Below are 22,858 nucleotides of genomic sequence, written 5' to 3'. Positions count from 1 at the left end.
TGGTGCGTTGATTGCCGCTGGTGAGGCAAACGCAACAGCCACCTTCTTCCACTTGGTCATGCTCTCCCTCCTGATGCTACCCTACATCACCGCAAGGGTTCGCCAGCGTGCCCCCCACCAGACAAGACCTGCGGCTTCCCGAGGACAATGAGCAACCGCCTCCCAATAACTGTTCGTGAATCCTATTCGTCTACCGCGAAATAAGCGGTGACAGGAGCAATCCACTCGCACGATGATTCATGCTAAGTCTTTGGCGGCTGGCTACCACCACTAGCCACAGGTACGTCATGAATCACGGGTACGACTTTTCTCGCATCGATCGTGGTAGGGAACGACCTGCTGGCTTTGGCTAGATTTGGTAGACCAGAACGCAACGGCTGGAACTGCTGACTCTGGCAATCGTCGGCTTTCTTGTTACCTCTACATATTTTTCGGGCAGGCATTGACGTCGAGTTCAATAGACAGTATTGTCTAGTTAAATCGACATGTAATCTGGTAAGGAGTCAATGTGATGGCCCGCCCCGCTTCCCGATATCCAACTGAATTAGAGCTGCAGGTGCTCAAGATCCTGTGGCGCGATGGCGAATGCCCCGCAATGGATGTGCGTGATTCGCTTGCAGAGGAAAGGGATCGCGACATTGCCCGGACCTCGGTTATTACGACTTTGAATGTGATGGTCGACAAAGGGCTCGTGAATCGCCGCCAAAAGGGCCGCGCGCACCTCTTCTCGCCGGCCGTTTTGCAGGACGAGGTTTCGCAGGGGATGCTTGGTGACCTGCTTGACCGGGTTTTTGACGGCTCTGCCGAGGCGCTGCTGTTGAACTTATTAGAGTCCGAGCACGTCGATGAGGATGAGCATCGCGCTTTACGGCGGCTCATTAATCGCAAACGACGGGAAGGTGAGAAATGAGAGTCCCAACGTTACTCGACCCGAACACGTCCGCCTGGTTAGTCGAATCGCTTGCCCATACGCTTTGGCAGGGCACGCTGGTCGCCGGGCTGGCCGTTTTGGCCACAGCAGTCTTGCGGAATCGGTCGGAGCAGTCCCGCTACTGGATGCATTGCGGGGCGATGCTTCTAATCGCCGCTTGTCTGCCACTCAATCTATGGCTACTTGAACCGAGCAATCGAAATGAAACGTCTGGAGTTGGGCAAGGAACCCAAGTAGGGCTGGCTCGTTCAAACCCTCCCCTAGTGGAAGCCGAGTATCTGCGAAACACTACCACCGCCGAGGCATCTCACAACCCCATCGTGGTGGGATCGCCCACAGAGGAGTCGATGTTGCCGGTAGCCATATCTTCGCAGCCGATACTCGATCAGACAGCGCCCTGGGAGAGGGTGTCGGCGTGGCTTGTCTCTCTATACATTGCAGGCCTTGCGGCCATGGTTTTGCGTTTGCTATTCGGGCTCTACGGTAGCCATCGAATCCGCGCAACAGCCCAGCCGATCCGCGACGATATCTTGCGAGAGTTGGTCGGCCGACTTAAAGAGCGACTCCGACTAAGAACAGTCCCGTTGATCGCCTATTCGGCTCGTGTCACCACCCCGCTCGTCGTCGGTGTGGTTAAGCCAGCGATCCTCTTGCCCGCTGCAATTTTTAGCAACTTGACCACGGAGCAGGTCGAATCGCTGCTGCTGCACGAATTGGCCCATATTCGCCGCTACGACCATCTCGTCAACCTGCTGCAGCGAGTGGTCGAAACGCTGCTGTTTTTCCATCCCGCTGTGTGGTGGTTGAGCCATAAGATCAGCGTCGAACGCGAACACTGCTGCGACGACTTGGCGATCCGCTGGGGAAGCGAGCCGTGCGACTACGCCGAATCGCTAGTGCGGGTGTCGGAACTCCGACTGCAATCCGCTGGGCTGGGCGTTGCGAGCGCCGCCACCTTGGCCGCTAGCGGCGGACGACCAAGCCGATTACATAGCCGTGTGCTGCGTGTGCTAGGCATGCCGTTGCCGGGGCCAAGCATCGGACTCTCGCGTTTAGTGTTAGCGTTGCTACTCACCGTGGGACTGGCGGCAGTCGTAGTACTTGCCGCCGCTCCGCCCAAAGACGCGCTCAGCGAGATTTCGTCGGAGTTGGCGTCTCTTAGTCATCTCGACCAGAGGCGAATCAATGAATGGTCGGAGCAAGTTATCGCAGGCGGTCTCACCGAAGAGGAGTTCCTCCAGCGGCTAAAACAAATTGGCTCGCAATCCGTACGCGGGGTAATTCCGCTGATGAGCTCAGCACCAGAAGACGTCTTGGCGGTAAAGGGAATCGAGCAGTTTCTGGACCATCGCACCGTCGTGGACTATCTAGCAGCGATTCTTACCGAATTATCAAATCAGCCGCCGCACTTCAAACCCAACACACGCCATTGTTGCTTGATCCTTCTTGGTAAGAGCGGCCGCCGTGAGCACGTCGACCTCATCGCGAAGTTCCTTGCTGACAACCCCATTTCTGCGGCGCCGGCTCTTGGCTTGGTAGGCGGCGAAGAAGCCAGGGATCACCTGATTCGCGCCTTCAATCGCGTGCCGATGGAGCAATGGTGGATTCTAGCCCGTGCATTGCGGCAAATCGGCGACCCGGCTGCCGTGCCTGAGCTAAAGCGGCGACTCGCGATGCTAGCCCCTCCCCCGAGCGGCGAGTTTCCACAGATGACCGTCAAGTCGTATGTCGACACGTTCATAGACGCCATACGAACCCTGTCGGAAGAATCGATGCCGACGCCTATCGTATATTCGCAAGGACAGCACTTCCGCTACCCCTACGATGGGCCGGGAACGCCGAAAACCTTCTCGGTTGATCCGCCGCGGAACCACTACGTGAAACTTCCTGAGGTGGATCCGAACACTGAAACCGGAAAAGCGGCGATCTGGGATGCCATGAAAGCCGAGACCAAAGGGCCAGGCTTCACCCTAGACGGCGAAGAAGTGGTGCTACTGAACGGACTCAAAGCGATGCCATTATGGGAAGACGGGCCACCGTACCCCACCACCATGCATGATTGGCTAGGCGAGACGTCGCACTCCAAGCTGCTTGTGCTTGCGAAACGCGAAGCACGCGAAGGCCGCGTCACTGTACCGGAAAACGGACTCCTTCTGGCGGTTGACCCAAATGACCGACTCTATGTATTGCACCTGGAGCAGAAGACGCCCGAGTTCGAGTACGTCATCGGTGTTCGTCCTCTCGATCCGCTGCGGCAACTGGTGAGTTCCGAGAAAACACTTACGCCCATTACCGAATGGCTAAGCATGACTCTTTACGATTTGGAGTCCCGGGAAATGGACGGCGCGCTCAACCTCAATCGCCGCCAAAGTGTCACCATGACCGAGCAACTGTGGCGCGGTCCGGGAAGCGACGCCGTAATGGTCACTGAATTCGTGGCGGACAAGGTCGCCCTGGCCATCCCCGGTGCCGATCGATTCGTGCTGTGCAATGTCGACCGTAACGCGACCGCTTTCGATGTCATTCATCGGTTGTCTATTGCTTGTAGCGAAGACTCCCTGCCAATCATCCAACGACACAAAAAAGTACACGAAGATGGGGGTGTCTTTCACGTTTTCGACCACCTCACTCAGGGGCTTAGCTTTGCGTTCGCTGCACAATTACCCAACGGTGTCCCCGTGGCCGGGCAGTTAACTATCGAAGAAGTGGATCACGAGAACCAGGCGGTCAAAGTACGCTACCGGGTACTCCGAAGAGACATCACCGCACAACTGCTCTCGCCCGATGCGCAGATCTACCCCGACGTATTCATCGCCGGGCCGGCAGACGGCTTCACTCAAGAGCAGATGCTCGGCTGGGTAGAGGCTCGATGGCGTCGCGAGTATCCGGAAATGTCGTTTCAATTGCTTGATTCGGGTACACCTAAAGAAATCAAACCACACGACTGGCTTACGATGCGAGTCAGATATGCCTACTCGTGGAATTCGACCCCCTCCGATCGTAATATGGAGCATCGCTACTACACCTTCACGAAGAAAGGCGAATTTGTCCGTTCCGACATGATCACGCTTGCAAGTGAAGATACAGCAGCTGACGACGCAGGGATCGCTTGGGGGGAAGCAGTTGCAGGATTCCGGATTGGCGTCAAACTGGTGAACACGGCGACAGAGAAGCATTGGTCGCCAGGTGCCTACATCTCCTACCAGCTTTGGCTTAATAACGACTCCAATACGGCACAGACGGTTGCTGACTACCTTCCCCTCCTCGGCTGGTCTCCAGACCTACGTGACTCCGAGGGACAGCAAGTCTTCCTGGGACCTGAAGTGAATACTCCCGTTGAGGCTCGCTCAACAAGTCTTGCGGCCGGTGAGTCCGTAAAGATGGGCAAGCTTTCGTTTACTCTGCCCAACCGCTTGACCTCTGGGCTATACACTCTACGGCAGGCTTATCGTGTCGAGTGTGACGGCGAAACGGTAGAACTAGTTAGCGGTGTGCTGCCGCTGGCAGTCAAAGAACTAGGTTCTCTTGCCGGCATTCCCGAGTTTTCCCAACTTAGGATCGACATGCCCGAAACGCAGCTCAAAGAAATCATAGCGCGGCATGATCTGGATGTTCAAACTCTGGTGAGCAATCAAGGCCAAGCCACCAACTACACCCTAACGACCCCACGTGGGGAAAGCGTGATCGTGATGTTCCGCAACGGCGTGTGCAGCGGTATCCAGCACTTGCGGGACCAATCCCGAGATAATGAACTGGTGGATGAAACGAGTGATGATCCCGACGATCGAAGTGAGCCAGAAGTCGCAGAGCCTGCCTCCGCCGAACAGTTCCAGTGGATCGAGCGTTTCGCGCGCTTGCCCGCCGACGAGCAAGCGGAGGGACTACCAGCTTTCTACGCCGAGTTAACGCCGGGAGTGCTCAACCCGATGATTGAGGGGATTTTGAGTAGTTATCCGCATGACATCCTCAATCCTCACCAGGACGGGGACGCGTACGATGGCGACACGCGACAGTGGGCGCAGCAGCTGGAAAAGGCCTCCAATGAAATGAGTGTCAAAGCCGTGGCCGATAAGTTGGAACTCCCCGTTTGGATTCGGGTGGCGACACGAGCAAGAGCCTTGCGTCTGCTCGAGCGGCATCCAGAAGTGACGGACAAGCTGATCGAGAGCGATCTGCAGAAGGGTGGCAAGGATGAAGTGGAACGGGCAGCGGCGATTATCGTCTCGCTACAGCTGCAAGGTTTTAGTGGGCGACTTATCGAGCTATGGCTGGAGGGCGAAGAGGCTGCGCAGCCGGCGTGGAACGCCCTGGTGTTTCTGCGTGATCCTGAAATCATCGATCGCTTGCTTGAACGAATGGAACAGGACCCCTCGTTCATCACTCGTTGCTCCGGGCTGTTTCAGGGGCCGCTTGCCGACAAGGCTGCCGAGCCAAAGTTACTCGACCTGCTGAGCTCAACCGATTCTGAGATTCGCTTTCACGCTGCCGATGCGTTGCAGCATTGCCGCGACGCCAGACTCGCCAAGCCGGCAGAGCGGATGGCGACGGAGGATGATGAACGGCTACGGCTTATCGCCGCCCAACTCGTCTCCAGCCTGCCAGACGCGGCTTTTGCTGAAGTTCGGGACCAACTCCTGACGCTCTTGCACGACGATTCAGACGAAGTGCGTTTCAAGGCGCTGCATGGATTCGCGGGGCGGAAAGATCGCGCTGCCGGACAGGCAATTCTCGAAGCGCTCCAGCGCGAGGAATTGAACGAACAGTACAAGGCTTGGGTAATGCAAGCAATGTCGTCGCTGACGGGTGAGTCCTGGAGCTACAATCTGCATCGCTGGGGACCAGGGACCCCGGAAAACCGGGAAGCGATCGCACGCTTGGAGGCATGGATTGCAGCGCATTGAACAAACATTGACCAAAGAGCTATTACTCATGAGAGCCCAGGATCAGCAGTCCCTGCCTGAATTAGATAAGTCAAAAGCAAGCAACTCACTTAAGAGACGACCTCTGCCTGGACTATGGCTAGCGGTAGGAGTGGCTATCGGCAATCTTCTATTTGTCTCAATGCTCAGTGGGGACATCGCAAAGGGGGCTCTTATGGGAGCTGCTGCAGGTTTCTTAGTGATGCTCATCTACAGTGTTGTCCCAGGGGGGAAGGCCAATGAGTGAGGCGAACAAGTCGCTAAAAGTAGAACGTTTTTTACCCGTGGTTGTTATTATTACTCGCCCGATTACCTGCACATCTGATGCTTACCGCTAGCGTTCGCTTATCTTCGCCTTCCGTGAGAGGAATTGCATGAAACGGCATACGAGAATCGCTGTAGTCCTTCTAGCTATTTTGGTAGCAATCGGGGGCCTCAGGCTCTTGGCCAGGAGACTTCCCGTGAATCTTGATGGCCCCGAGTACCGTAACCTCTTGGAATGTGCGGAGAATCAAAAGAAACTCTACCAGTCCATTGAATGGGAGTTGCAGAAGAACGGCAAATTGCCCGACCAAGATTTTCAGATTGATGGCTTTCGGGCAAACGATGTCTGGAAGTGTCCGGCCTGCGGAAAAGGCTATGTACTTCACCTGAAAGATTACGGCAATCCAGATGCCGCCCTCATTACCGATGAGCGAGAGATGCACTCGACAAAGTTCATGTGGTTGTTCAGAGGGCTGCATCCTCATGTCCAGACCATGGGCGACGGTACTATTCAGCTTTTCAAAGGAGGAAGGTTCCAGACCATGGGCTGCGGTTAGAACAACAAGTAGCGGGCTCGGATGGACATCACGCCCCTTTCTTCAAGCTGTAAGCCAGTAGACGCACCGAATGAACACCCGGTCTCAGAATCGCTGGACCGATGGATGCGGTAGGCATTCCGCGAGCACTGAAACGTCGCTCCCAGCGTTCACCAGCAGCCTTTGTGTTGCAGCGGTGCACGTACCACGTTCAATTTGAAACTCATCGAATCCGCAGAGGTTGGACCAACCGCGGCATCTTGGCCATTCCCCAAACTGAACGAGGTGGCCGCCACCTCTTCGGATTGAGCTCTTCCATGAAATGTCCTTTGAAACGAGAGCAGTGGGCACAGGTTGTTCTGTGCCACGCATTCTAATCCGAAGCGGCGCAAGCATCCGGGGGCAGCGAGTGGGCGGGAATCTTAGCGGCTAGAGTCTAGGCAACACAGAAATTGCAAAATCCTGCGCGCTGAATTCATTACACCGTTGGCAGTCTGAAATTGCTGGTAAACGTTGAAGAACCTTAAGTCTGATGAGAAACAGTCTGCTGCTCATTGCTGGAGGATGCTGCGATAATCGCCATAATTCCATGTCTGATTCCCTCTGGTAGAGTTTGCCAGATTTGCAATAGCTGGACGAGTTGTTGGTCGGTATCAGTCTTTCGGAAATCAACTGCGTCGTATTTTACGTTGCGTTGATCAGGAGATGCTTCTTTCTGCGGGAAACTGTCGGTTTGTTCGAATCCGGCCCCCGCCACTTTTAAGTTGTTTGCTGGCAACGGTTTACACCTTTGCCCGGGACGTCGCCCTCCCTCTTTGGGCTCTTTGCAGCGACGTCTGCCTCCCTCTTTAAGGGTCTCTGCGGGTGCGGTAGTTGGTTCCGCAATTGGCGTAAAAACGTGGTTCTGCACGACTGCTGACGAATTAGAACCGCCGACACTAACCAATGACTTGCGAGACGAGCTGCCTCAGAGTCGTTGGTTCGACTCACACGGAGCTCACAGCATTCAGATCTTGCCATTCAGTGGCAATTCCGTCCCGGAAGATGTTGAATTCGACGCTGGAGGAGGAATGGCGAACAGCAATATACACGCCGAGCTTCTTGAGTCGGAACGTCGGAGAGCTTAGTGAGCTGATCGACGAGGCGACTCAGTGAATCGTCATTTGAGAACAGGCCGAGCAAGGCGAGGACGCACCAGCAGCTGCGAGTGATGGCATCGAGGCCGCTTAGACGGTGGGCTGGTCGCCAACATGTTGAGCAGGGCGGCCCCGCCACTCAGGCGGGCGAGCGGAGCCGCTTCCCGAAACCAGTCGCTGCTGAGATGGTGACAACCGTTGGCCGTTTCAGGGGTTGGAATTCAGTGAGGGGGGTCCAAACGCCGTCAAGTACGACGTTCCTGAACTGGCGATGGCTGGGCGACGAACACTAGGTGGATTTGATCACCCCACATTGCAACAGGCGTTACCGTTTTCTGTTAGGACTTCTAGCACGACTGCTCACAGTGGGACTTGTTCTCCATGCGTGGTTTGAAGCGGCTAGGATCCTGAAATACTCGCTGACGTTCCTCGTGCTCTAACCATTCCAGTGTACCTGGGATCATAATGACTCGACTATTTGAACCTTGGCTCAGGCACTCCCCCGATTCACCGTCGGGCGATCTCATCGGAAATGTCTGCCGTTGACCTTCCCGTATCGCTCGATTTGTGAAAGATCTCTGTCAAAGTTCCCCCGATCTGCTCGGTACGTGCCATCGCTTGCTCGAGGCTGTAGCTCTCGCCTTCGCAAGAGATATTGATTATTCCCCCCGCGTTGATGACATAATCCGGAGCGTAGAGGACTTCCCGGCGAGCTAGCATCGCTGCGATCCCAGGCTCAGCGAGCTGATTGTTTGCGGCCCCCGCTACGATGGATGCCTTGAGGCGTGGAACTGTTTCTGAGCTTAGAGCCCCGCCGAGTGCACATGGAGCAAAGACGTCGGCATCAGTGTCATAAATTGCTTCTGCTTCTGTGGCAGTAGCAGAAAACTCGCGACAAGCTTGCTCGACGCGTGGTTGATTGATGTCGGTGACAATGAGTTGTGCACCGGCCTTGTGCAAGTATTGGCAGAGCGCATAACCAACATTCCCCAATCCTTGAACGGCAACCGTTGTGCCAAACAGTTTAGCATACGGATCATAAGGGCGATCGTGACGGAAGGCAACTGCTGCCTGTAAGCCGCAGAAGACGCCATAGGCAGTTACCGGAGAGGGATCTCCGCTGCCTCCCATGCTGGTTGGTAGCCCAGCGACATATTGCGTCTGGTCCCGAATGCAAACCATGTCATTGACCGACATGCCAACGTCTTCCGCAGTGACATACCTGCCACCGAGTGATTCGACACAACGACCGAATGCTCGCAGCAGGTCTTCAGTCTTTTCTTCCCGTGGATTGCCCAGGATGACTGCTTTTGCACCACCGTACGGAGTACCCGCGACAGCATGCTTGTAGCTCATCCCCTGAGACAGCCGTAGTGCATCTGTCAATGCTTCTTCTTCGCTCGCGTACGACCACATGCGACACCCGCCCAGCCCTGGGCCGTGTGTCGTGTTGTGAATTGCGATGAAGGCTCGGAGTCCAGACACCGCCTCCTCGCAGGAGACAACCAGTTCATGGTCGTTGAATCCCGCCGTACTGCGACACGATATTTCCCTCACTGAAGGATCTAAACCGACAGAACGGGAAAGGGCTGACTTATGCAAAGCAGTCGCCTTTGGCTAAAGCAAATAGAGTGATGAAAAAGTCCTGGACTAACCGCCAGCAAAGCTCTCGACGAAGGGTTTCCCGCCGTCCCAGGTGAGATTGATTTCTAGGTCTTTAGTGGCCCCAGAAATCTCGATCACTACATCCGATGTGCTTGGATTGGAATACTTCTTGGGTGCGTGCCACTTCTGACGCCTACCGGGCACTACTTCAAATGCTGTGATGGTCACCCGGTGCGAACCTGAAACGCATCCATCGCCCTCTTTGTAGGTCATCAGTTCAAAGTGTCCGTTCTCGTCCAGTTTTCCGAATGCAGGACGCGCCCCAGTAGGCATCACTTGCAAGGAGCCAAGCGATAGGGGCTGGCCGTCAATTAGCACTTGTCCGGAGACAGGCACCAATCCTGACTTGTCGCTTCCGCATCCCGCGGAGACCACGCAGATGGCGATGTAGAAAGCAATAAGTCCTGTTGGACGAGTGAATGTGCACATAGCAGTTAGTCTCAGATGGATGAACTGGAACCGCCCCAAATTGGAGCTTCGAGGCTAGCGCGGTGCAGGCGTGGAATCGTAGACTACGCCTTCCAGGTCGCCATTGGCACGCGTAGACAGGGTCCGGTAGGTCCAGATATCGATTTCGTCGACCAAGAACTCTACGTGACCATCACCAAACGCGAACGAACCTCCGCCCGGGTGACGGCTGGCAAAACTACCATTTGTCTTGTACCCATACTCCTCATAGAGGATTCCATAGCCGGTGGGTGTGTTCAAAGGGTTTTCTGTTGACCTCAGGCTGTCTTGGTGTCGGGCGGCGGCAGTCCAACGATTCGAGGTTGGCTTCAGGTGACCATCGATAGTTTCCCCCACATATAGGGTTCGACTCATCCCATCGGTGACCTGTCTCCGCTTGATCTTCCGAGCGTATAAGAACATCCCGGTATTGTCTGCTTTCACGGCAATGGGATCCAAGCCACCGCTTGGACCCGTCGTGCCCATGCACAACGCGTAGCTGCCGACGGCTTCCGGTCCCTTACTCCAGTCGACTACTGAGGGCCTGAAGTCGGATGGGCAGTTGTAGGTTACCACCGGCGTTGCCACCGCCGTACGATTCGCAGGAAGGTGAGTATCTTCGCCGAGCAGTTCAGGACGACCAGGATTGTGCCAGAAGCCGTTCTCAAAATCGATGGAATCGTAAAGCGCTGTTAGCTCCAGCTGCGGCAGGATCTCCACGAATCCGCTGTACGACTTGTTGAGCTCGCAGTTTGCCGTGGGTAAACCGGCCTTGGCTGAGGCCGATTGCGTGCCTGGGTCGCAGCCCACTCGGCCTCGCGGGTAGTGCTTGCGAGAGGACTCGTAGAGGTCGATCGCCAGTACGATCTGCTTGAGCTGATTGGTGCACTGAGTCCGTCGCGCAACTTCTCGAGCCGCCTGCACTGCCGGCAGCAGAAGTGCAACCAGGATCCCAATAATGACTATCACCACAAGTAGTTCGACTAAGGTGAAAGCCTCGCGTCGGGAAGGAGCCCGATTCATAGTTCGAATCCTTTTGCTATTCGTCTTTTTCTAGAGAGGAAGCAGTCTGCCGCCAACGTTTTGTAACGGCCTGTCTCATTTCGCATCGTCCAACGGCACCACGACGATTCCGTACATATTCGACATCGCCCATTGACCGAGTTTTCGATTCCTTATGTAACCCTCGGTTCCGTTCGGCCCCAGCGTGACGGCGCCGGCATTGGGATACTCGCATCGCCATACCGAGAATTCACGGTCGATGTTGTCGCCCGGCCCAATGCCGTTCTGCTTGCCATCCCGATTCTCATCCAGCCCAACCAGGTCGCCCGTATTCTCAAACGTAGTCATGAGCCATTCAGGAGTTGGTACACGCGGGTCCAATAGTATGTAGACAGCGCTAGGTTCCGCCAGTTCGAGGATGATCTTCAGCTCGTCTGTTAGCTTGTCGGAGTTGAAGGTCTTCACCAGGTCGCCGCCAATCAGATACGAGGGCATACCGTCGGCAGTCACTCCGTTCCATTCGTGTACACGATCGACGAAGGCGAAGGCCTCCTCATGCATGCCACGGGGAATAATCTCGTAGAAACCAAAGAAGTCGTTTCGCTTGATGCTGTCGCGCACCGACGTGATCACCGACTGTAGCGGCGCGCCATCCTCCCCATGGTCGAGTGTGGGCTGCTGCACTTGGACGATTCGCGAGAGAGTACCCTCCTTCGATATCAGTACCGCCTCGCCAGCCACGAAACGCTTCACCACCCAATCGTCTGCTGGCTCGCCTGAGCGATGAGCATTAATTGATTTCAGATCGACCTCGCCGTCGAACACTACAAGGTTTGTGTCGCCGTCGTTCACATTGACGGAGAAGGAAGTGCCCAGGTCGACTATTTCGGCACTGTCCGACTCCACTCGAAATCCTTCGGCACCCTTCGGCACGTCCACCTTCATGCCACCTTCCATCAGTCGCACGCGATCGACGGACACAATCTGCATTACGAGGGGCGAGTTCAAAACAGCCGACGTGCCGCTCGTGAAATCCAACTTCACGGCTCCCCCCTTAAGGAAGAGCGTATCCCCTTGAAGCACCTCATCCTTATTGGCCACGCCTATGCGGCCTAGGGTCCACTCGGGCTGCTTCGTCAAAGGTGTAATCCTGCAAACCAAGGCAACAGGAGTCACCGGGACGTCAGGCGGGATCGAGTTGTTGTTGGCCAGATTGGCCGGCTCCTGATACCACCACATCACACTAGCGCCGCCGATCGCAACAAGCAAGCACGCCGCCGTGCACAGTTGCCAGAGATTTCTCGTCGAGACTCCACGGTGCTCCGTGCGGATGTCTGATAGCAGTGAGGAATCGAAGCAACTCTCGTGGTAGTTCTCTTCGGAGCTTCGCAGTCCGATCTCGAGTTCCGAATGCACAGAGACGAGCCGATAGTATTCTGAGCGAGCCTCAGCCGACGACGAGAGAATGGAGGACAATTCCTGCACTCCACCTTCCGACAAGGACTCATAGCACTTGGCCAGGGTCAAGTCCTGCAGACGCTGGCTGTTGAATTCTGGTGTTGTTGATGGCACTCCCATCTATCTACCTCCCATCCAATTGTCGTTGGGAACGCTCGATGCAATCGCGCAACAGCTGCAAGCTTTTACCCAGAATCTTGTAAACCGTGCTTGCTGGCCTTTGTGTCTTGGCAGCTATTTGCTTAACGGTGAGTTCGTTTCGATATCGATCCTCGATTAACTCACGTTGCGGTCCAACCAATCTGTCGACGCACCCCTGCAGCGAAGAATGGCCTCGGGCTCCCAATTGAACGTCGCCACGTATGCTGTCCTCGGTCAGCTGATGCATGGCTTCTTCACTGAACCAGAGGCGGCTGTTTGCAGCTCGGCTGCGGTGGCTGCGGATATGGATGGAAGCAAATCGAATCGCCCAGGGCATAAAAGGCTGGCTTCGGTCGTAGACTTCTCGCTTGCGCCAGAGAGCCATATTGACCTCTTGCAGCACGTCGTCCGCATCCACCTGATGTGGGATGAGACTCACTATGAACGTTCGCAACGCACTCTGCTTCGCCGTCAGAATCGCGACGAATTCGTCATCACTCGACGACATATTTCCTATGTTCAAAGCAGACTCCACATCGGCAGCCAACAGTCGAAAACGGCGAGAGAGGGCTCTCTCGCCGGAAAATCCCACCTTACGCTAGACCGCCTACATGAACTTGCGGGAGAGGGCCGACATTTGCCAAAAAAACCACAGAAAAACCGAAAATGTACCCCGCAGCCTCCTTTGCCGCTTGAGATTGTCCGCAGACTGAAACCAACCACTGGCGGGGCAAATTAGACTAGCAGGCAAAATTGGATTTTGTTTTCAGTTTTGGCGGTAAAAAAACCTGCCTCGCCGCAAAGTCCTGTACGAGCACTGGCGTGGGAAGGTACCTGGGGCTGCTCTGTTTCGGGCTCCGGGATATTGCATCCACTACCATTTGTGGATCTGTGGATAGGTGGCCACAGCAATCCCCCCGGCGAGTCGGCCTGAGGTTATGTCGAGCCGGCAGTGCTCCGGTGTAATTGGCAAACGGCGATCTGTGCTGGGTGATTTTTGTTTTCACCTTCGAGCACTTGGCCGCATAAGTACAGTTCATTCCCGCATCAATGGAGTCCATCTATGAGCCGGCATCACTTAGGTGCAATCTTCGGTGTATTTGCACTGCTGCAAATCATGACTTGTAGTCCCGCTTGGGCAGCGCCGCCGTCCTACGAGTCGGAGGTACTCGGCGACAATCCATTCTTGTACTACCGCTTCAACGAAGCGAGCGGCACCGTGGCCGACGACGCCAGTACGAACATGTTCGACGGCACTTACATCGATGGTCCGACTCTGGGCGTGGCCGGCATGGGCGCGGGTAGCGACACGGCGGCCTCGTTCTCGGCAGGGGCGAGCCAGCATGTAGCGGCCCCAGCGGCGTCTAGGTCGTTCTCGTCGATGCTCGGCAGTTCCTCCTTCGAGTTCGTCTTCAGTTCGACCAACACCACCAGCACTGCCATGCTGTACGGTGTAGGCAACGACGGAAGCAACACCTTTTCGCACATCGCGTTTAACGATGGTGCACCGGGAGTGATGCGACTCTACATGCGTGATGAAGATAACCAGGACATCGGCGGCTACTTCGATGCCTCGAGTATCCTTGACGGGTCCTACCACCACGTCGTCTGGACTCACGATATGACCGGTGACTCGGCCGCGAGTCGACTGCGGGTCTATGTGGACGGTCTGCCGGTGGACCTGACCTTCAACGGCGGGCAAGAAGACCTGGTCGATAACTTCGCAGCCGAGTACGAGTACGACCCCTACTTTGCCGCGCGTAACGCACGCGGAACGCTCGATTTCGCCTATAACGGCGATTTGGACGAGGCGGCGCTCTACGGTTCGGTCCTTTCGCCACTCGACGTGCTGGGGCACGCTACAGGGTTAGGTATCTCGACTTCCGACTACTGGACACTCGACAGCGGCGGCAGCTTCAACACCGACTCGAATTGGAGTGGCAATGCCGTGCCCACCGGCTCCGCGTTGTTCGCCGGCTCGCTTACAGCGGCCAATGCGCCGGCCGTCGTCACGCTTGATAACGCCGTATCGCTCGACAAACTGCAGTTTGCGAGCCTCGAAAGTTACGAACTCGCCGGACCGGCGGCGCTCACGCTCACAGGGGGCGCGGAGCTTGCCGCTTCGGCCGGCACGCACACCGTTTCCGCCGATGTCGCTGGCACATCGGGCCTAGTGAAGACCGGCGGCGGCGCCGTGCGGCTGCTGGGCGCCAAGTCGTACACTGGCAACACCGACGTGCAGCAAGGCACGCTGCTGCTGAGCGACTTCGATGCTATCGACAACCAAAACAGTGCCTCGCTAAACATCGGCAGCGGTGGCCGCGTGGTGGTCGAAGGAGCCGCCAGCCCGCTGGCCGCGCAGCTCACCGGTACCGGTACGCTTGGGTTCGATCTTCCGGCGGGGCAGTCCACCACCTTCAGCAGCGGCAACGCCAGCTTCAGCGGGGCTATCGAGCTATCGGGGTCGTCGACGCTGGTAGTCGGTCACAACGACGCCCTCGGCGCCGGTGGCACCGAGGCCTCGCGCACGGAAGTGGCCGCTAATAGCGAAGCCAAAGTCGTGCTCCCCGGCGGGGTTACTGTTCAAAATGAGGCCTTGATCATCGGCTCGAACGGTTCCTCGTCCGGCACGGGAGCCTTGGTCAGCAATGGCGACAACACCTGGAACGGTGTGGTCGTCGCCCAGTCAGGAAACTCGGCCAATTATCACTACTTTGAGTCGAACGCGGGAACGCTGACGCTTCGCGCGATCCACCCCAATGCCGACCTGGGTAGCAACACTCAAAAAGACGATCACTACTTTATCTTCGATGGCGATGGCGACTTTGTGATCACCGAGCGGATTAGCGACGCGGAAGTTATCGTCGATACCGACACCGTCATTCCGGGCAGCATCGAAGACACGCGGGTCTACAAGCGCGGCGCCGGCACCATGACGCTGGCCTACGCCACCACCTCGGCCGACGACTACTGGTTCGGCTCCACTTACGTAGAGGAAGGAACCTTGGTCGTCTCCAGCGATGGTTTCGATAACGGCGAGTTGCGAAGCCAGTATATCGAGATCCAGGATAACGCCACGCTCGATCTCTCGGCATTCAATGAGTACCGGCAGCAGGTGGGCCAAGTGATTCGGGGTGGAGGCACCATGAAGGTCGGCAATCAACTTACCATGTACAACGATGGCGACTTGCACATCGAAGGCCGCGGTGGGCCCGGAGAAATCGAGACCTTCACCGTCTCGGGTGGCAATGTGGTGCTCAACTCGGAGGGCTCGGGGGGCGAATGGGATTTCGCCGTAGGCAATACAGAAGATCCGTCCGGCGACCTGATGTCGATTCCCGATGGAACATTTTCGACCAGCGGTGCCGCGAGCATCACGCTGAATGTCTATCCGGCAAACGGTCACTTGGACGCTGGCCGGTACACGATTGTGTCACACAACGGTGGCCCCGTGACTGGCATGAACGGTGTGACGGCCCGTATCACGAGCCCTACTGGAACACCGCTCGCGACTCGGCCTGGCCTCTCGGTAGCTGTCGACGGAACGCAGAGTGGCAAGATCGAGGTGGTCGTCACCGGTGAGGAAGGTTCCATCACCTGGGCCGGCACCAACGCCTCGCCAGTATGGGATGTCGACAACTCGACCAACTGGGCGGGGGGCGACAAATTCTACGATGTAGATCAGGTGACCTTCGACGATACCGCCGAGCGTACCGAGGTGTCCATCCCGAGTGGCAGCAGGTACCCGGGAAGCATCACCTTCGCGAACGACACCAAGACTTATCGGCTGAGTGGTACTGGCACTGTCCGCACGCACGGCGACTTGAACATCACCGGTGCGGCCCCCGTCATTTTTGCCTACAACCGCGCAGGTAGGATCGAGGGCGTTACGACCGTCGAGAGCGGCAGCGAACTTAGAATCGAGGGTTTAAGCACCGATAACTTGAATAACTCGGGTATCCTCACGCTGGGCGCCACTCAAGAGAAAGATGTGTTGCAACAGAACGGCACGCTCTCGGTCGGCAGCAACGGCTACCGCGTGATGGCCTTCGAGGCCGAACAGTACCAATCCGACGGCCTGTACGAGACCGCCGCGCCATTCTGGACCATTTCGGCCGACGCGGGCGCATCGGGCGGGCAGGCACTGCTAGCGCTACCCGACGAAGCCAACGAAACCAGCAACAGCAACAGCGCGCAAAACTACGTCACCTATTCCATGCAGTTCGCCGAACCGGGTGAGTACCAGTTCTTTGTGCGGGCTCGTGCCGAAGACGCCGGCAGCGATGGCACCCTGAACGACGACGGCTTCATGCTGCCCCTAATTGATCTCGATGGCGATCGACCCACGTACACTAGCAATAATAAAGCAGTGCACCTGGGTACCACGTCGGTCCTCAACGAGGAAGGTGGTAACGCCGGCTCCGACGCCACGGCCTACGACTGGTACCGTACCACATCCACGTACTTCGACCACATCACGGTCACCGCCGACGACATCGCCAACGGCGTGGTGTTCGAACTGAATGTCGCGACGCGTGAGGGGGGTATGGTGATCGACAAGATTGCGTTTGTTGCCGACCCCGACTTCGGCACCGATGCGAACTTCGGCACCCTGACCGACGCCGACCTTGACGCGGTATCGACCATGCTGACTACGGTGCCGACAACGTTTACCACCGAGGCAAACCGGCTGAATGTGTACGATGAATTGAACCTGATTGGCGACGACTCGGTGCTGAACATGCGAATTGGCTCCGCCAGCAGCTACGACATAGTGCAGGTATATGGCAATCTGGCCGCCGACGGCACGCTGAACGTCGGCAGCGTCGGCGACGTGGTCGAGGGTGTGGCGGGCGACATCTTCCCGATCCTCGGTTTTGAAACGTTCAGCGGGGCCTTCGACACGGTGAACCTGCCCGCCCTGGCCGCCGGCTTGGCCTGGGACGCCTCGAACCTGTTTATAACGGGCGAGCTGTCCATCATCGCAGCGGCCGGTCTGCCTGGCGACTTCAATAATGATGGCATGGTCGACCTGGCCGACTACACGGTTTGGCGGGATAACCTTGGTGCCGACGAGTCCGTATTGCCGGTCGGCACTGGTGACAATTCCAGCGTTGTTGACGCGGGAGACTACCTGCTCTGGAAAAATAGCTTCGGCGCCACGTTGAGTACATTGAGTGCTGCGGACAGCAGCGTTGTCCCCGAGCCCGCCTCGATTGCCATGCTGGCAACCTTGCTGCTGGGCGTGGTCTATGCCAGAGCACGCAAGTAGACGCATCGTCAGAGTGGCGACCGGCGTGCGTAGGGCAGCTCGCTCGTCGGTCGCCGCTCGACAGACGACAAATGTTACTCGAGTCATGGGCATCGAAACCGAACAGAATACGCAACAGTACATGACGATACCTAGCTGGAAGAGAGCGATCGCGATTGCGACCATGGTCATGGCCATCTCGGTTGCTGCAATCGACCTGTCGGTTGCCGAGAGGATTCATGTTTTCCTGGTCGGAGGACAGTCGAACGCCGACGGTCGCGCGCCCATCAGTGGACTTCCCGCCGAGCTACAAGGACAGCAGTTGGATGTGCCTTTCTACTGGGGCGAAGCGGCTGCCAATGGAGTTACCAACACGGACGATATCGAATTGAACTACGCTTTCCTGCGACCAGGCAGTTCGAGGACCGGCGGTTTTGGACCGGAGGTCACTTTTGGACGCGCGATGGCGGACTACTACGCCGCGAGAGGCGAGAAAGTCGCTCTCATAAAGCATGCTCAAGGTGGCACCACTCTCTCCAGCGATTGGCTAGCGGGTGGCAACGGTACCACCACCGACGATGGTGGAGTCTATCAGGTGTTCCAGTATGTCGTCGCCACGGGGTTTGCTGAAATTCAGAACGGACTACCCGGCCAAGACACCGGTCCTGCTCCCCGGCTGGTGGCTCCCAGTCTTCTCGCCGCAGAGAGTGCCGAGGAGCAAATCGAGATATCCCTCGACGGCATGATCTGGATGCAGGGCGAGAGCGACGCCGTCGCGGACGCAAGCCTGGCTTACGAAGACAATCTTCGCGATTTTATCAGCGACGTCCGCACCACCTACGGAGCGGACCTTCCCATTGTGATTGGCCAACTATCGAGTAATCAAACGAGCCTGAACAGCACGTACCGAGAGCAAATCCGAGCGGCACAGGCGGCCGTCGCGTTCTCGGAGCCGAAAACTGCGCTCGTGTATACCGACGATTTCGCCCTGCAGGGCGATTTCCTCCACTTTAGTGCCACCGGTCAGCACGATTTGGGCTATGCCTTTGCCACCGCGATGCAACCGCTAGTGGTGCCCGAACCGTCGGGAGTGGCGCTAGCCATCCCAACGATGGTCCTGGCCCGCTGGATGCGCGGCCAAGGACGTAACCACACAACTGCCGCTTGCGGCCGCACGAGAACGGAAGAATTGCCATGACTATGAGCCTACGAGTCCACCCGCCGCGGCTGCGACGGATCGGCCGAAGTCGCTCACGCGGCTTTACGCTCGTCGAGCTACTGGTGGTGATTGCCATCATTGGCATTCTCGTGGGCCTGCTGCTGCCTGCCGTGCAGTCGGCTCGCGAGTCGGCACGGCGTGTTCAGTGCCAGAACAATCTCAAACAAGCAGGGCTCGCCCTGCTAGGGTATGAAGATACTCACGGGGTTTTGCCCCCCCGGATGGTCGGACCCAACACATCGGCACCTGCGCGCGTGAGTGGATGGGTGTTGCTTTGCCCCTACATGGAACAGCAAGCCTTGTACGACCAGATCATGAGCGTCGATCCCATACCCGCGCCGTACGACAGCACGTTTGCCCCCTTCAATGTGCAGATACCCGGCCTGCTATGTCCTTCGGATCAAAGCGGCCAGGGGTCGATCCAATACCAAACTGCACACTCGAACTACCGTTTCTCCATCGGCGACACCATTGCAGAGGCCCCTTTGGGCGACAAGCCGCGGGGCATCATGAGCAATGGCTCGAAAGTTGCCCTTCGGCAGATCACCGATGGCACATCGAATACCATCGCCGTCTCGGAACGTATGGTGCTGAACGACTCGAAGGATGTTCGGCAAGATTTGGCTTTCAATGTGAACCTGCGGCAGCAAGGCCCGATCATCTGCCTGTCGTTTGCAAGCGGTGGTCAGTTCAAATTCGACCGTGTCAGCTCGATCGAAGACCCAGGCAATTGGCTGGGGAAACGGTGGAACGATGGCATGGCCTATTACGCCACGTTCCAAACCGTCCTGCCCCCCAATTCTCCCGCCTGCCAGGAAGGATCGTTCGACGGCCATGCTGGGCTGTTCCCGCCAAGCAGTGGTCACGTGTCGGGCGTCAACGCGGTATACGTGGATGGGTCGGTACATTTCATTGAGGAAGGCATCGACACGGGTAATCTCGCTGCAAAGGAAGTTGCCAGTGGCCCCAGCCCTTACGGCGTCTGGGGGGCCTTAGGCTCCAAGGCCGGCGAAGAAGTGGGCGACAACGCACCCACCACTACAGGTAGTCCAACAGATCCTCGCTGATCCTACGATGGCTATAGACCTTGCCTCGCCGTCACCATCGCAGGTTGCTAGAAACCTATAGAAAATAGAATGTCTCGATTTCGCACATTTGTCTTATTAACGCTGATTTTCGGCAGCGTCGCCGGCTGTGGAAACAAGAACGATGGCCGCCCGCAGCGAGTGCCTGTCTCCGGTCGGGTTTTGCTGGATGGAGAAGCGGCCGCCGAAGCAATGGTCGTGTTTTATCCTAGCAACGGTAGTACTCCTGCTGCACAAGGCAACACCGACGCTGAGGGCAATTTCACACTCTCCACCTTTGATGCCAAAGATGGTGCCGTGCCCGGTTCCTACCTCGTACTAGTCAGCAAGAAGCATTCGGACAACGAATTGACGGGGGCCGAGTCGCGAGAGTACTTCGCCCGCACCGGCTCCCCACCGCCACTACCGACCTACCGCGACTTGCTGCCGGCAAAGTTTGCAAGCCACGAGACGACTGACCTTATTGCCGAGGTTATGGCAACGGGCGAAAACAATTTCCACTTCGAGCTGAAGTCCAACGACTAGCTACAAGCTCTCTGACATGGGACGGTGGCATGCCATTCGTTGAAGCAGAGCATGAAATGACGCCGAATTGTAATTGGGTGTTTCGAACCTTCAGACGGGCTACCAAGCCCGCTCCATTCTCCATCTCAACAAGAGGATTCCTACTGATGCTGCGTGCATTCTTGCTGACCCTACTGACGACATTCGCGACCGTAGCACACGCTGACGAACCGGCCACCGGTTCGACCGAGACGTCGCTTAAGATTGGCTCTCCTGCACCACCGCTCGATATCGAGCACTGGCTAAGCGACGCCAATGGAAAGTTCGAGCCGGTTACCGAATTCGAGCCAGGCAAAGTCTACGTCTTGGAATTCTGGGCGACTTGGTGCGGGCCCTGTGTAAAAGGAATCCCACACCTGGCCGAGGTGCAGTCGAAATACGCCGACCAGGGCGTCATGGTAATCGGAGTGAGCCGCGAGGATCTTGATACCGTGAACGCGTTTCTCGATCGAGAAGTTCGCACCAGTACCGATCATCCGGCTACCGATGCTGAAGCCAATCCGCAAACCTACGGCCAGCTTACCAGCGCCTATTGCCTGGCCACCGACCCCGATGCATCGACCCACGACACCTATTTTCGTGCGGCGGGTCAGGCCGGTATTCCCTGTGCATTCATCGTAGGCAAGGACGCCAAGATCGAGTGGGTCGGTCATCCTTCGAAGATGGACGACGTAATCGAACAAGTGCTGAGCGACAGTTGGGACCGCGACGCGTATATCGTCAAGTTCAACGTGGGGGTGCTCTCCAACAAGTTATCTGCCGTCACACGTGCGGCGATCAAAAACGGCGACCATGGCCAAATGCTGGAGCTTCGCGAAAAACTCAACCAGATCGACATGGGCGAAGCCTACGCACCTACGGTCGAGGAGCACGTGAGGAAGTTAACCACCATCATCGATCTGCACGACAGGATGGAGGATCCCGAAGGGACCATAGCGAAGCTCCAAGCGGGCGATTTAGACGGCATGGAGGTGACGATGCTCGCAAATCGTCTGCAGAAACACGCGCGAGAGGGAGAAGCCTTTTCGCCCGAATTGGCACGGGCTTTGGCCGATTTCCGCCAAAAACAGGCGGCCACTTCAACGGTAGGTAAATCCAAGGCAATCTGGCTGGAAGACAGCGGAGACTTATACTACCTCGCCGGAGATCTAAAATCAGCGATCGAAGTTACTAAGAAATCGGTAGCAGAGTGCGACACACTCGTTGCAGAACTTCAAGCCGAGGAGGGAGTCGAGGATAAGGATAAAACCACAGCTAGATTGGTCTACCGCCGCAAATCGACAATGCGACAACTGAAACGGTACGAAAAAGAGAAGGCGGAAGCCGACGAGCAGCAAGAAGCAGGCTAGCTTATTGTCAGGTTCAGCCAAGTATGGCCCTCTCACAATGGGTAGCTGCGTGGATTCGGGCAAGCCTGCGAGTCATCTAGCTAGGCGTTTTTCACCTCGAACTGAGCTCAATTGCCTAGCTTCGGTGTTTGGGAGCTTGAGTAGTCGATTGGGGGTGAACTTCCATTGGCTAGACCCGGTATGAGTGTCGCGTCAATTGGCATCGAATTCATCCGCTTCTGTAGCTGAGTGATGCCAATTAGTGCGGGCGGTTGAGTCGTCCGACGCGGCTGAGGGTGTCATGGAATGTAAGGAGGTGTGCCCCTTCAGTGGAGACCTCTGTAGATAGGCGGAGCTGTTCTTTCTCACAGACTCCAGATGTTTTTGCGTTCTACGTTCGTGGGTTGCTTCGTATTCCTGTTCTCATAGCGGGTGGTGCTTAACAGTTAGACCCAACTGGGGCAGTATGCCGATGAATCAAGGCAATACGCCAAAAGAGACATGGAAAGATGGTCGCCGCTGCTCAGCTGCTTCCTACACCACCGGTAGCTACCGCCGTGCAATTCATCGTATCTGCGACAAGCACGACCTTGAAAAGTGGTCACCGAATCGTATCCGCCATACAGCGGCGACTGAGATTCGCCAGAAGTTTGGCCTAGAGGCCACCCAAACGGTTTTGGGACATAGTAATGCGGTGGTCACAGAAATCTCTGCCGAGCGGGACTTAGCTCTGGCGGCGGCGATCGCCGCCCAATTGGGGTAGGTGGTACCAATGGGCGAGAACACCCGACCTCTGCGTTTCGATTTGAATTCGAGGGACCACTGCACGCGTAGGTGACGAGCCAGAGGTTGTTTTCACCTCCGTAGATAGCTGAGAGTCACACCAGCGGCCGGTTGGTCCAACTTCAGCTT

Annotated in this window: 15 protein-coding genes; 9 read left to right on the top strand and 6 right to left on the bottom strand. The window is 56.7% G+C overall.

Annotated elements, in window-relative coordinates:
• The first annotated feature begins 511 nt into the window (after positions 1 to 511).
• The 3 genes from Pan181_RS13950 to Pan181_RS13940 all read left to right on the top strand — a co-directional run bounded on the left by Pan181_RS13950 (position 512) and on the right by Pan181_RS13940 (position 6,671).
• Positions 512 to 910: a BlaI/MecI/CopY family transcriptional regulator gene (locus Pan181_RS13950; protein ID WP_145247403.1), complete on the top strand. Its 399-nt coding sequence runs from the start codon at positions 512 to 514 to the stop codon at positions 908 to 910.
• Positions 907 to 5,832 carry a M56 family metallopeptidase gene (locus Pan181_RS13945; protein ID WP_145247402.1) on the top strand — a complete coding sequence of 1,642 codons (4,926 nt, stop codon included), beginning with the start codon at positions 907 to 909 and terminating at the stop codon, positions 5,830 to 5,832. Before Pan181_RS13950 ends, Pan181_RS13945 begins: the two co-directional genes overlap by 4 nt.
• Before the next feature lie 479 nt (positions 5,833 to 6,311).
• On the top strand, positions 6,312 to 6,671 hold the full coding sequence (locus tag Pan181_RS13940) for a hypothetical protein (protein ID WP_145247401.1): 360 nt from the start codon (positions 6,312 to 6,314) through the stop codon (positions 6,669 to 6,671).
• A gap of 502 nt (positions 6,672 to 7,173) precedes the next feature.
• Here the strand turns inward: Pan181_RS13940 and Pan181_RS13935 are convergent.
• The 6 genes from Pan181_RS13935 to Pan181_RS13910 all read right to left on the bottom strand — a co-directional run bounded on the left by Pan181_RS13935 (position 7,174) and on the right by Pan181_RS13910 (position 13,046).
• The gene (locus Pan181_RS13935) at positions 7,174 to 7,428 is read right to left on the bottom strand and encodes a hypothetical protein (protein ID WP_145247400.1); all 255 of its coding nucleotides are present in this window, start codon (positions 7,426 to 7,428) and stop codon (positions 7,174 to 7,176) included.
• Between the two features lie 865 nt (positions 7,429 to 8,293).
• Positions 8,294 to 9,271, bottom strand: coding sequence for a Glu/Leu/Phe/Val family dehydrogenase (locus tag Pan181_RS13930; protein ID WP_231943863.1), 978 nt, complete (start codon positions 9,269 to 9,271; stop codon positions 8,294 to 8,296).
• 165 nt (positions 9,272 to 9,436) lie between these two features.
• A complete protein-coding gene (locus Pan181_RS13925) occupies positions 9,437 to 9,880 on the bottom strand; it encodes a hypothetical protein (protein ID WP_145247399.1) in 444 nt (147 codons plus the stop codon).
• Between the two features lie 54 nt (positions 9,881 to 9,934).
• Positions 9,935 to 10,921, bottom strand: coding sequence for a DUF1559 domain-containing protein (locus Pan181_RS13920; RefSeq protein WP_145252215.1), 987 nt, complete (start codon positions 10,919 to 10,921; stop codon positions 9,935 to 9,937).
• A gap of 75 nt (positions 10,922 to 10,996) precedes the next feature.
• Positions 10,997 to 12,478: a FecR family protein gene (locus tag Pan181_RS13915; protein ID WP_145247398.1), complete on the bottom strand. Its 1,482-nt coding sequence runs from the start codon at positions 12,476 to 12,478 to the stop codon at positions 10,997 to 10,999.
• Positions 12,479 to 12,482: 4 nt separating this feature from the next.
• A complete protein-coding gene (locus Pan181_RS13910) occupies positions 12,483 to 13,046 on the bottom strand; it encodes a sigma-70 family RNA polymerase sigma factor (protein WP_197528347.1) in 564 nt (187 codons plus the stop codon).
• Between the two features lie 516 nt (positions 13,047 to 13,562).
• Here Pan181_RS13910 and Pan181_RS13905 point away from each other — a divergent pair.
• The 6 genes from Pan181_RS13905 to Pan181_RS13880 all read left to right on the top strand — a co-directional run bounded on the left by Pan181_RS13905 (position 13,563) and on the right by Pan181_RS13880 (position 22,709).
• On the top strand, positions 13,563 to 17,771 hold the full coding sequence (locus tag Pan181_RS13905; protein WP_145247396.1) for an autotransporter-associated beta strand repeat-containing protein: 4,209 nt from the start codon (positions 13,563 to 13,565) through the stop codon (positions 17,769 to 17,771).
• A gap of 85 nt (positions 17,772 to 17,856) precedes the next feature.
• A complete protein-coding gene (locus Pan181_RS13900; RefSeq protein WP_197528346.1) occupies positions 17,857 to 18,948 on the top strand; it encodes a sialate O-acetylesterase in 1,092 nt (363 codons plus the stop codon).
• Positions 18,945 to 20,036, top strand: a complete 1,092-nt coding sequence (locus Pan181_RS13895; RefSeq protein WP_197528345.1) for a DUF1559 domain-containing protein — start codon at positions 18,945 to 18,947, stop codon at positions 20,034 to 20,036. The genes Pan181_RS13900 and Pan181_RS13895 overlap by 4 nt, the downstream gene beginning before the upstream one ends.
• A gap of 69 nt (positions 20,037 to 20,105) precedes the next feature.
• Entirely contained in the window at positions 20,106 to 20,579 is a 474-nt protein-coding gene (locus Pan181_RS13890; protein WP_145247394.1) for a hypothetical protein, read from the top strand.
• Positions 20,580 to 20,725: 146 nt separating this feature from the next.
• Positions 20,726 to 21,967: a peroxiredoxin family protein gene (locus Pan181_RS13885; RefSeq protein WP_145247393.1), complete on the top strand. Its 1,242-nt coding sequence runs from the start codon at positions 20,726 to 20,728 to the stop codon at positions 21,965 to 21,967.
• A gap of 451 nt (positions 21,968 to 22,418) precedes the next feature.
• Entirely contained in the window at positions 22,419 to 22,709 is a 291-nt protein-coding gene (locus tag Pan181_RS13880) for a tyrosine-type recombinase/integrase (protein WP_197528344.1), read from the top strand.
• Positions 22,710 to 22,858 lie beyond the last annotated feature (149 nt).

The organism is Aeoliella mucimassa (assembly GCF_007748035.1).
In the GTDB taxonomy this organism is placed as follows: Bacteria; Planctomycetota; Planctomycetia; order Pirellulales; family Lacipirellulaceae; genus Aeoliella; species Aeoliella mucimassa.
Note: the sequence above shows the minus strand (reverse complement) of the source record. Positions and strands in the feature narration are given on the sequence as shown.